This is a genomic window from Alkalibacterium sp. 20, assembly GCF_001885615.1.
Classification (GTDB): Bacteria; Bacillota; Bacilli; order Lactobacillales; family Carnobacteriaceae_A; genus Alkalibacterium.
This window is the reverse complement of record NZ_LSRN01000001.1, coordinates 164,440-176,245: the sequence shown is the minus strand read 5'-3', so window position 1 is coordinate 176,245 and position 11,806 is coordinate 164,440. Positions and strand designations below refer to the sequence as shown.

The following is an 11,806-nucleotide window of genomic DNA, read 5'->3' as shown; positions in this document are numbered from 1 at the left end:
AGAACTAAAGTGACGGAAATAGCGAGAAAACAAGCTTTAAAGACAAGAAGAAGAGGGATTTGGTCCTTTTTTTTCTTTGCTAGTTAAGATACAATTAGACCAATTAGATTATTTATGAGGAGATTATTAAACATGGAACGTATCATATTAACAGGAGACCGTCCGACAGGAAAATTACATTTGGGACATTATGTCGGTTCACTCCAGAATCGTTTGAGATTACAAGAAGACGAAAACAACAAAGTCTTTGTCATGATAGCCGATCAACAGGCTCTAACAGATAATGCCAAAAATCCTGAAAAAGTGCAGCAGAACTTAGTGGAAGTAGCCTTGGACTACTTGGCAGTAGGACTGGATCCCAAAAGGACAACCATCTTTGTGCAGTCTCAGATCCCACAGTTACCTGAATTGACAATGTATTACCTCAACTTAGTGACTGTTGCTCGTTTACAACGTAACCCCACAGTTAAATCTGAAATCTTGGAAAAGGGATTCAACGAAAGTATTCCGGCAGGTTTCTTCATGTACCCAGTGAGTCAAGCCGCAGATATTACGGCCTTTAAAGCGACCCACGTCCCGGTTGGTGAAGATCAGAAACCGATGGTCGAACAAACTCGAGAAATCGCGCGCGATTTCAACCGCACGTATGGGCAAGAGGTGTTGGTCGAACCGGAAATCATTTTACCTCCAAAAGGCCAAGGCCGTTTAGTCGGTATCGACGGTAAAGGTAAAATGAGTAAATCACTTAATAACGGGATATACTTATCTGACAGTGCTGAGGATGTTCAAAAGAAAATAATGAAGATGTACACCGATCCCAAACATATACATGTCGAAGATCCCGGTCAAGTGGAAGGCAACGTCGTCTTTACTTATCTGGACGTCTTTGACGAAGATAAAGAAAAGGTTCAGGAGTTGAAAGACCAGTACCGTCAGGGTGGTTTGGGTGACGTGAAAATCAAACGTTACTTGAATGATGTCCTGCAGGCTAAACTACAACCCATCCGTGAACGCCGTGAAGAATTTGCACAAGACAGAGGGGCTGTATTGGAGATGCTTAAAGCCGGCAGTGAGAAAGCAGAAGCTGTCGCTGCTCAAACCTTGCATGAAGTGAAGGAAGCAATGGGAATCAATTATTTCAAATAAAAGTGAAGTGATATTATGATCGAATTGAAGCCTGTAACTAAACATAACTACATGACTGTAGTGGATTTAAACGTTCATCCACACCAAAAAGACTATGTCGCATCGAATGGGTTATCATTACTGGAAGCTAATTACGAGAGTGATAAATATCCGTTTGCGATATATAACAACGGAGATATCGTGGGCTTTATCATGTGCAGCTATTACGCTGCCGATGACGCTTATCCGATCGATTCCTGGTGGCTGGAACGGTTTATGATCGATAAGGATAGTCAAGGAAATGGAATAGGAAGACAGGCACTCTCGCTCTTTTTAAATGAATTTCGACCCGACGAACAGGTTGATGAACTGAGACTTGGCGTTGAACCGGAAAATGACCGGGCGATCAAGCTTTATGAATCGTTCGGCTTTGTAAAAGAAGGTGTCGTAGAAGGCGAGATAGTCTACTTTAGAAAATGGTAAAAGAAAACTGAAAAGTAAAAAAAAGCATTTGACGAGTTGCTGTCAAATGCTTTTTTTTATTTTAAACGTAAGGAAATTGAATTAAGTCAGTTTCTAAATCATCTATATTAACAGAAGCAAGGATATCTGCGTTGTGGAAAAACTTCTTACAGTCGTCACTTAAACGAACGTTTTTAAATTTCTTCCCTTGTTCTGCGTATCGTTTTGTTATAGAGCTAATTGCTTCTACTGCCGAATAATCGGACACTTTAGCATATTTCAAGTCCAGAATGACTTCTTCTGGATCGTTATCGAAATCAAAGATGTCTTTAAAGTTTAGAACCGACCCAAAGAATGTCGTTCCGTTTATTTTATAGGTTTTTTCTCCGGTACTAGTTTCTTCAACGTTAGCATAGATAACTTTTCCTTTTTCCCAAGCAAAGATCAAAGCAGAGACTATAACGCCTACGATAACAGCGGTAGCTAAATCCGAGAAAATAGTTATTATAGATACGATGACTATGACCAAGATATCTTGTGCAGGAACTTTGTTTTTATAACGCAAGCTTTCCCACTTAAATGTACCAATAACGACCATGAACATAACGCCAACTAGACCTGCTAAGGGAACGGCATTAATAAAGGCTGAGCCGAACATGATGAAAAACATTAAAGAGGCTGCCGCGACTAAGGCTGAGATACGAGTTCTTCCGCCGGATTTGATATTGATGATCGATTGACCGATCATAGCGTCTCCGCCCATTCCGCCGAAGAAACCATTAGCGATATTCCCTAAGCCTTGTGCAACGATCTCTTTGTTGGTACGGCCACGCGTATTCGTCATTTCATCAATAACCTGTAATGTTAATACAGCCTCTGCTAAGCCGACAAGACCACCGATTATGGCATATGGGAAAATTATACTCAACGTTTCTAAGTTTATCGGTACCATTGGAAGGTGGAAGCGAAGTAAGACACCGCTGATTTCCATGCCTGCAAAGTCCTGAACATTTTGCAAGTGGATCCCGTTACGGCTCATAACGACAGCGAAAATAGTCATTATGATAATGGCTATCAAACTTGATGGAATATCTTTGGTATATTTAGGGACAATATGAATAATCAGCATCGTAAAGGCTACAAAAAATAGCATGAGAGCGATTTGAGGACCAGGGAGCCATACTGACTGCATCACATCGGATCTATTGACCACTGAGACTTGGTTGACTTTAAATAAATCCCACTGTGAGATAAAAATGACGATAGACAAGCCATTTAAAAAGCCAAGCATAAGAGGGTAGGAGATGATCCGAGCATACTTCCCCAGTTTTAATACCCCAACGATTATTTGGAGCAGCCCCATTAAAACAACGGTGGCAAATAAGTACTCTAGTCCATGTACGGCGATCAGTGAGGCAAACACAACGGAAATAGCTGCGGTTGAAGAACTGATCATGCCTGGCTGACCGGTAAAGATGGCAGCAACTAAGCCCATCACAACAGCCGTCTGCAAACTCAGTATGGGGCTGACTCCAGCGACAAAGGCAAAAGCAATGGATTCGGGTATCAGAGCCAAAGTGACGGTCAAACCTGAAAGGAATTCATCTTTCAGAAGTTTTTTTGTTCATTTAGCATATGTATCGGAAGAAACAACCTACTATTCTTATTTATTTTCATTTTCACTTTATCTACTCCTTTAAAGTTGTGTGTTACTCTCGTCAACGCTCATAAGTTAATATACTATCATATTTTGTACGTCAGACCCACAACAAATGTTGTTTTGAAAGGTTATTATTGAAAGAAACGCTTTCATATTTAAAGTAAATGCTTTCATTTTATCACAAGTTTATCTGGTAAATACTTAACAAATCATAATGGAAATAAAATGAAAGACGGGCGCATTTGTGTTGATCTACAAATGTGCCCGTCTTTCATTTTATTCCAACTTATCGTTTGGGTATTTACTTAGTTTCTTTTTCACCAGGTATTCAATACCATTTTCTGCGCTGTATTTTTGCATGTATCAAAAAATCTTTCAACTCTTGTTCGTTATTGTTAAGTAAGGCGTGTTTAAACACATCCAATTGTTCTTCAAACGATGTGATCGAATTCAGTAGTGCTTCTTTGTTCATCGAGAACAACTCACTCCATAAGTCTTCATTGATATCTGCGATACGTGTCAATTCTTGAAAGCTCTTGCCCGCAAATAGAGGTGTTTCAGCAGTAGCTTGCGGACTGTTCACAACAGCCACAGATAAGACGTGCATCAATTGACTGACATAGGCAATCTGCTCATCGTGTTTTTCAGGTGTGACGCGGGTAATACGTTCAAAGCCAATGTCCTTGTACAGTTTTTCTACCAGCTTTATATTTGCTTCTTTATTTGATTGAATTGGTGTAATCAAGGCATTTGCCCCGATGAATTGAGTATGATCGGCGCCTTCCAATCCTTGTTTCTCACTGCCACGCATCGGATGGGCAAACACAAAATCAACTGTTTCGGGTAATACAGCGGTTAATTCTTTGATTATCGTAGTTTTGATACCGGTCACGTCCGTCAGAACAGCGCCACTTTTGAAAAAAGCTTTATACTGATCAACGAAAGGAAGGATCTGTCCAGGATAAAGCGAAAGCAGGATTATATCTGCATCAGGCAGAACAGTTTCTGGACGGGTGACTCCTTTTTTTATGATCCCCTGGTTCAAGGCAGATATCAAGGTCTGTTCATCAATATCAATACCATAAAGATTATTGTAGCCTGCATCAGTCAGTCCCATGGCGAAGGAACCGCCGATCGCCCCTAATCCGACGATAGCGATGTTCATCTAGTCAGTCCTTTCTGCTAAGTGATTTTCTAAAGCTTGAATGGCTAAGATATAGCCTTTGGATCCGAATCCGGAAATTTGACCGATACAGGCTGGCGCAATCACTGATATGTGACGGAAGGATTCGCGGGTATGAATGGCACTTAAATGCACTTCTATTGTTGGAATGGCTACTGCCTTCAAAGCATCATGAATGGCATAACTGTAATGCGTGTAAGCGGCGGGATTAATGACTATTCCGTCCACATCTGCTTGGTAGGCCTCCTGAATCTTGTCTATTAATTGTCCTTCTGAATTGCTCTGAAAGATCGTACATATATGTCTTTGTTCGTTGATGTAAGTTTTTATTTGCTCGTTTATCGTTTCGAGGGTTTGTGTACCATAAATCTCCGGCTCTCTAGTTCCCAGAAAATTTAAATTTGGTCCATGAATGATCCAGATGTTCATTTGTTTAGCTCCTGTTCTTTATTTTTTATAATTAAAATAAGTTGATCAACGGTATCTTCAAGAGAAAGGTTATTTTTAACGACATGATCTGCAGATAATGCGTATAATTCTTTTCGCTCAGTATATAAACTGTTGATGCGCTTTTTACCTGAAGCTAAAAGTGGTCGGTTTTCGATTTTAATGTCACTTAAAATATGTTCCAGTGGTCGGTCGATCCAAATGATCAAACCAGCTCGGTGTAAGGCTTCTCTGTTTTCTTGTTTTATTATAGCGCCACCGCCTGTTGAAATGACGGCTCTTTTAAAATTTATCATGTCTTGACACGCAGATGATTCAAGCGTGCGAAAATAATCTTCACCGAGCTGAAACAACTCCGGAATTGTTATGGCTGCTTTTTCTTCAATATAGTCATCCATATCGATAAAGGAATAACCGAGTGCATCACTCAGGTATCTTCCGATAGTGCTCTTGCCGCTGCCGGTCATTCCAACGAGGATAATCGTGTCTTGCATACCTTAACCTTCTTTCCATTGATGAAAATCATGAATCAGTTCTTCGATAAGGGTATCAGAAATTTTTTGTTCTTCCCATATCTCCACAGAACGAACAGCTTGACCAATCAACATATCTAGACCATTGGCGAAAGGTTTGCCTTGTTTGTCTGCAAATGAAAGCAGTTGGGTTCGTTCGGGATTATAAATCAGATCGATAACACAGCCAAACTGTATGACTTCCTCTTCTAAAATAGGTGAAAAGTCCATATCAGGATACATACCGACAGGAGTCGTGTTGATCAGGTAATCCGCTTTGAGGTCAATCAATTTGTTGTAGGTAGTATAATCGATTTTCGAATCGTTGGAAGTCTGTTCTGCTTTTCGGGAAACAAGCGTGATTTTTTTTGCACCATGATCGATCAGATAGGTGACTGCCATTTTAGCAGCCCCGCCCGTTCCCAAGATTACAAAAGAGCGATCGGTGATCTGCCACGCTCTTCTCTTGAAAATCAGCCCAAAGCCTTCGTAGTCCGTATTATAGCCTATTAATCTGCCCTTTTTGTTATGAATCGTATTTACAACATGTAGAGATTCAGCGACGGAAGATAACTCATCCAAATACGGAAGGACTGCTTCTTTGTAGGGAATAGTCACATTGACGCCATCGATTGAAAGGAGACGTATCGCTTTTATAGCTTCCTGCATTTGAGAAGGTTGGAAAGGGAAAGGTTTGTATCCAGCTTCGATTTTGGCTTTATAATAGATCTCTTTATGTAATTGGGGAGACAAGCTGTGAGAAAGCTTTTCACCAAATAAACCATAGAATTTCATATCCATATCTCCTTTGTTGTATTTTGTTAGAAGTATAGACAAAAGAAGTGGAAATAACAAATAGTTTCTTGGTCAAGAAAAAATAAAATAAAATAAACGTTTGATAAAGCCTAAATTTATAGAGTTTATGAGGTTTTGATTATAAAAAAGTTTATTTTTTTAATATTAGTGTTGACTTTTAAAATCAACATTGCTAATATTGGACTCACAGTTGAACAACAGCTGATTTATTAATTGAGGAGCGTCTTAAAAATGACATTACAATCAGAAAACCATATGACCTCACAATTGAATACCTGGTATTACAGCTTCTTAGATAATATTTCTATGGAGGCTGGATAACTTTCTGCTGTTTAAAAAGTGCCCCATAGATTTCGAAAGAAATCGAATGGGCGCACACAATATAAATGTTTAACTGATTTATATAAGTGATTTTTACCAACGCTGCATTCGATCAACCTTTTAAAGGTTCGAATGTGGCGTTTTTTATTTTGTCAAAAGTGTTTGGATCCAGCTAGATTTGAGAAGAAAAGCATCTCAATGTGATCATCAACAAAAAAACCAAGTTGGGCAGGTGGGAAAAGAACCTATTATTATATGGGACTCAAATGAAACAATTCCTAGAAATCAGTTATCAGTGAAAGACTTTATGCAAAAAAAAAAAGTGAACACCAGAGCATGATCGGAAATACAAAAAAATATAAATATAAAAGGAGATAATAAAATGATTATCGTATTAAAACAAGGAACCAGCGTTCAAGCAATCAAGGAAATAACAGAAAGAATCGAAGCACAGGGAGTCATGGTCAGTAATTTCTCAGATGTTAAACGTGATTTTCTTGGGGTTATCGGTGATACGACTGGAATTGATGAGCATAGGATACAAGCACGTCCAGAAGTTGAAAAAATAATTAGAGTAGAAGAACCATACAAACGCGCTAACCGTAAGTTCCACCCTGAGAATTCAGAGATTCAGGTCGGACAGGAAACCATTGGGGGACACAAACTGGGTATCATAGCCGGTCCGTGTTCTGTTGAAAGTGAAGAACAGATTGTTAGAGTTGCTAAACAAATAAAAGCAGCAGGAGCGAATTTCCTTCGCGGTGGGGCGTTCAAGCCGAGAACCTCTCCATACAGTTTCCAGGGACTTGAATTGGAAGGCTTACGCATGCTGCAAGTGGCTAAAGCAGAAACAGGCTTGCCTATTGTAACGGAACTCATGTCAACGAAGTGGATAGATGAATTTGTGGATTCTGTCGACATGATCCAAATCGGCGCACGAAACATGCAGAATTTCGATTTGCTTAAAGAAGTCGGTAAAACAAACACACCTGTGCTGCTCAAACGTGGACTCTCGGCCACTTACAAAGAATGGTTGATGTCGGCAGAATACATCATGTCTGAAGGGAATGAAAACGTCATTTTATGTGAGCGTGGCATCAGAACGTTCGAACCAGGAACACGTAATACATTGGACATTCAGGCGGTCCCAGTAATCAAGAAATTATCACACTTACCTATCATCATTGACCCGAGTCACGCAGGAGGGATGTCTTACCTGGTAGAAGCCGGTGCTAAATCGGGTATCGTTGCCGGTGCAGATGGACTGATGATCGAGGTGCACAATGATCCTGAAAATGCATGGAGTGATGGGGAACAGTGCCTGACACCTGATGAATTTGACTTATTGATGGAAAAAGCAACTAAATTGGCTGAAATAGAAGGACGTTCGATCTTACAAACCAATAAAGTAATGACACAGTAAGGAGCCAGTTTGATGCAGAAAATCAATGTAGAAGTATCTCAGCAAACGGTAGAATATCCTATAAAAATCGAAAAAGAACTGCTTCAGCATGTAGGAGAACAAATCAAAACAGTGTTCTCAGGGAAGCGGGTAGCCATCATTACCGACAAGAATGTTTCCGGTCATTATGGAGAAACGGTCAAAAACCAACTGGTCGAAGCCGGTTATGAAACAGACATGATCATTCTCGAACCGGGAGAAGAGACCAAGACCTTTCAAACAATGCCGCAGATCTACAGTCGATTGATCGAAATGGGGATTACCCGAAGCGATCTCATTATTGCCTTGGGTGGTGGCGTTGTAGGGGACATTGCCGGATTTGTTGCCGGGACGTTTTTAAGAGGCATCTCTTTCGTTCAGATTCCAACGACACTTCTCGCGCAAGTGGATAGCAGTGTGGGAGGCAAAGTTGGCGTCGATTTACCAGAAGGGAAAAACCTGGCAGGAACTTTTTATCATCCGATGATGGTCTTGATCGATCCACTTGTTTTAAAAACACTTACTGATGCCTATTTTTCAGACGGGATGGCGGAAGTAATCAAGTATGGCTGTATCAAAGACGAAACCTTCTTTAATTTTCTGGAAGGATTAACCTCTAGACTGGATGTTATGGCTAATATTGAATCGATCATTGAAACCTGCTGCAGGATCAAAGAGCACGTGGTGCAATTGGATGAGAGAGACACAGGCGAACGGATGCTGCTTAATTTCGGCCATACTATAGGACACGCGATCGAAGCCTTTTATGCGTACAAGAAGTATACGCACGGGCAGGCGATAGCGATCGGCATGGTGAAAATAACTGAACTGGCAGAACAAAAAGGCATGACTGGTAATGAAATGTCTGGTCAGTTAAGAAAATGTCTGACCCGACATCAATTACCGGTAGATTTAGACCGTCCAGAAGATTATGCATCGATTATTCCGTATATTAAAAAGGACAAGAAAAATCTTGATGAACAGTTGTACTTGATCATTTTAGAAAAAATGGGAAGTGCCAGGCGAGAAAAGTCCGATATAACTTTTTTTAATAGACTAAAGACGGGAGGACAAAACGCGTGACAGATTTAGGGATAGAACCAGTGAAGCTAACTGGGCCGGTAACTGTGCCACCTTCTAAAAGTTTAGCTCACCGAGCCATCATCTGCGCCAGCCTGGCCAAAGGACGCAGTGAAATCAAAAACATTCAGTACTCAGATGACATTACAGCCACGATCGAAGGCATGCAAACGCTTGGAGCGGTCATTCAAAAATACGAAGGCTCATTATCAATCGAGGGTATCAAAGACTATGCTTTCACTCAAGGAAGAACTATAAACTGTAATGAATCAGGCTCGACCTTGCGTTTTCTCATTCCGCTCGCTACTTTATTTGAAGGAGAAACCCACTTTACTGGTCAGGGTAAATTAGGCACGCGACCGCTTGCTACGTATCAAGCGATTTTCGAAAAACAGGGGTTGCGGTATAATTCTTCAAATGCAGGGGAACTGGATTTAACAGTGGAAGGTTCTCTTCAACCAGGAGCCTATGAAGTTAGGGGAGATGTGAGTTCTCAGTTCATCACCGGACTCTTGCTCACCTTGCCACTTTTAAATGCAGCATCAGAAATTAGAATGACTACAGCATTAGAATCAGAAGGCTACGTTGACCTGACCCTGTCGATGCTGGAATCTTTCGGCATACACATTGATTTTGACAAAGAACGTCAAGTGTTCAGTATAGAGGGAAACCAGGTGTACCGTGCTCAAGATATAACGATAGACGGCGATTATTCTCAGGCAGCTTTCTTTTTAAGTGCCCGCGCGTTAGGGAATCCGGTCAGTGTTGAAGGATTAAACGAAAGGTCACTGCAAGGTGACCGAGCAATAGTAAGCATTTTAGAGCAGCTAGGTGGCATCAAGTTGAATGACGTGACCGCTGTTCGGACGATTGACGGCTCTCAATGTCCGGATATCATACCGGTGGTGGCCTTAGTCGCGGCACTCACCGATGGGAAAACAGAAATCACTAATCTGGAAAGACTTCGTATAAAGGAAAGTGACCGGTTAGAAGCAACACAGAAAGAGTTGTCTCAATTAGGGGCAGATATAGAAGTGGATGGCGACTCGCTTGTCATCAAAGGCGTGGATAGTTTGAAAGGAAATACGACCGTTTGGAGCCATAAAGATCACCGGATAGCGATGATGCTGGCAGTTGCGTCAACCGTTTGTGTAGCCCCGATCGTCATCAAAGATACCGGGTGTGTGGCTAAATCATATCCAGATTTCTGGGAAGTATTTGAACAATTAGGAGGGAAAAGCAGTGAGTGGAATTTGGGGTAAAAATTTACAGGTATCCATATTTGGAGAATCACACGGTGTGGCGATCGGCATAACGATCGACGGGCTGCCGCCTGGACTGGAAATAGATATGGACCGCGTTTTATTTGAGATGGCCAGACGTGCGCCGGGGCAGAATGAATTGACAACGTCTAGAAAAGAAAAGGATCTGCCTGAGCTTTTAAGTGGATTCTTGGAAGGCAAAACGACGGGTGCACCTTTGACTGCGATCATACGTAACAGCAATACTCGATCGACAGACTATAGTTTACTTAAAAATGTGATGCGTCCGGGACATGCTGATTTTTCAAGCCGTGTCAGATACAAAGGGCATAATGATCACCGAGGGAGTGGCCATTTCTCCGGAAGGATCACCGCTCCATTAGTCTTTGCAGGTGCCATTTGTAAACAGTGGCTCGAACAAAAAGGGGTCACAATCGGTGCACATATACAAGCCATCGGTTATGTTGAGGACGAAAAGTTTGTGGATCAGAAACAAGTTTCGCTGGAGCAAGTCGAGAACCTCAAGCATCAGCAATTACCACTGTTCAACGAAAATAAAACCGAAGAAATGCGAAAAGTCATTCTTGACGCAAAAGATGACGGCGATTCTGTCGGCGGTGTCGTTGAGACGTTTGTCTTAGGTGTACCAGCCGGATACGGCAATCCATTCTTTGACTCTGTTGAATCGACTTTGGCTCATTTGGTTTTCTCGGTACCCGCAATCAAAGGTATCGAGTTCGGGACGGGGTTTGATATCACTAAGATGCGTGGGTCAGAAGCGAATGACGAATATTATTATGATGAAGATGGACAGGTAAAAACACGTTCAAACAATAATGGAGGGATTGTCGGGGGCATCACTCACGGCATGCCTATCGTTTTCCGAGCGGCTGTAAAACCTCCAGCCTCTATTACGAAGAAGCAGCAGACCATAAACGTTGATGAAGGAAAAGCAGCAGAATTATCGGTGGAAGGACGACACGATCCGTGTATTGTTCCGCGGGTACTGCCCGTTTTAGAAGCAGTGACGGCGTTAGCCTTGATGGACTTGATGGTAGGGGTGACGGCTGATGAATGAACTGGAAAGTTATAGACAAGATATTGATGCACTTGACCAGGAACTGACTTTGCTGTTTGAAAAGAGACTGGAAACTGTTTTAAAAGTGGGGGCATATAAGAAAAAGCATCGGCTGCCACTACTGGATGCAGATAGAGAAAAGAAAGTTATTGAAAAAAATATTGCTCGACTGAGAAATTCAGACTTCCAGGAAGAAATGACCATGTTTTATAAAGCTATTATGAACATTACAAAGCAAACGCAGAAACGGTTAATGGAAAAAGAGGAATAGTAGAATGGAAAGGTGTTGGAGTATCATCTTTTGCTATTTAAAATTGGCTTATTGATACGAAAATAATTTTTGAGAATACTTTTTAATCAAATTAAAAACAGACAAGAATCAATGAGTAATTGATTCTGTCTGTTTTTTTACTATAAGC

At 41.2% G+C, this 11,806-nt stretch carries 12 protein-coding genes; 7 read left to right on the top strand and 5 right to left on the bottom strand.

Going from position 1 to position 11,806, the window contains the following annotated elements:
- Nucleotides 1-132: 132 nt before the first annotated feature.
- Nucleotides 133-1,146 carry a tryptophan--tRNA ligase gene (trpS, locus tag AX762_RS00915; protein ID WP_071847288.1) on the top strand — a complete coding sequence of 338 codons (1,014 nt, stop codon included), beginning with the start codon at nt 133-135 and terminating at the stop codon, nt 1,144-1,146.
- A gap of 15 nt (nt 1,147-1,161) precedes the next feature.
- Entirely contained in the window at nt 1,162-1,608 is a 447-nt protein-coding gene (locus tag AX762_RS00910) for a GNAT family N-acetyltransferase (RefSeq protein WP_071847287.1), read from the top strand.
- A 61-nt stretch (nt 1,609-1,669) separates the two neighbouring features.
- Here the strand turns inward: AX762_RS00910 and AX762_RS00905 are convergent, their stop codons facing one another.
- The 5 genes from AX762_RS00905 to AX762_RS00885 form a co-directional block, all read right to left on the bottom strand.
- The gene (locus AX762_RS00905) at nt 1,670-3,199 is read right to left on the bottom strand and encodes a SulP family inorganic anion transporter (protein ID WP_071847286.1); all 1,530 of its coding nucleotides are present in this window, start codon (nt 3,197-3,199) and stop codon (nt 1,670-1,672) included.
- Between the two features lie 376 nt (nt 3,200-3,575).
- Complete coding sequence (locus AX762_RS00900) at nt 3,576-4,412, bottom strand: prephenate dehydrogenase (protein ID WP_071847285.1); 837 nt, start codon at nt 4,410-4,412, stop codon at nt 3,576-3,578.
- Nucleotides 4,413-4,859, bottom strand: coding sequence for a type II 3-dehydroquinate dehydratase (aroQ, locus tag AX762_RS00895; RefSeq protein WP_071847284.1), 447 nt, complete (start codon nt 4,857-4,859; stop codon nt 4,413-4,415).
- Entirely contained in the window at nt 4,856-5,371 is a 516-nt protein-coding gene (locus AX762_RS00890; RefSeq protein WP_071847283.1) for a shikimate kinase, read from the bottom strand. The genes aroQ and AX762_RS00890 overlap by 4 nt, the downstream gene beginning before the upstream one ends.
- A 3-nt stretch (nt 5,372-5,374) precedes the next feature.
- Nucleotides 5,375-6,184 (bottom strand): shikimate dehydrogenase, encoded by an 810-nt coding sequence (locus tag AX762_RS00885; RefSeq protein WP_071847282.1) that lies wholly within the window; start codon nt 6,182-6,184, stop codon nt 5,375-5,377.
- 724 nt (nt 6,185-6,908) lie between these two features.
- Here AX762_RS00885 and aroF point away from each other — a divergent pair.
- From aroF to AX762_RS00860, 5 genes are read left to right on the top strand one after another with little or no spacing between them, the layout of a single operon-like run.
- Entirely contained in the window at nt 6,909-7,949 is a 1,041-nt protein-coding gene (aroF, locus tag AX762_RS00880) for a 3-deoxy-7-phosphoheptulonate synthase (protein ID WP_071847281.1), read from the top strand.
- A 12-nt stretch (nt 7,950-7,961) separates the two neighbouring features.
- Complete coding sequence (aroB, locus tag AX762_RS00875) at nt 7,962-9,050, top strand: 3-dehydroquinate synthase (protein ID WP_071847280.1); 1,089 nt, start codon at nt 7,962-7,964, stop codon at nt 9,048-9,050.
- Nucleotides 9,047-10,309: a 3-phosphoshikimate 1-carboxyvinyltransferase gene (gene aroA, locus AX762_RS00870; protein ID WP_071847279.1), complete on the top strand. Its 1,263-nt coding sequence runs from the start codon at nt 9,047-9,049 to the stop codon at nt 10,307-10,309. The genes aroB and aroA overlap by 4 nt, the downstream gene beginning before the upstream one ends.
- Nucleotides 10,290-11,387, top strand: a complete 1,098-nt coding sequence (aroC, locus tag AX762_RS00865) for a chorismate synthase (protein WP_071847278.1) — start codon at nt 10,290-10,292, stop codon at nt 11,385-11,387. The genes aroA and aroC overlap by 20 nt, the downstream gene beginning before the upstream one ends.
- Entirely contained in the window at nt 11,380-11,658 is a 279-nt protein-coding gene (locus AX762_RS00860) for a chorismate mutase (protein WP_071847277.1), read from the top strand. Before aroC ends, AX762_RS00860 begins: the two co-directional genes overlap by 8 nt.
- The last annotated feature ends 148 nt before the right edge of the window (nt 11,659-11,806 follow it).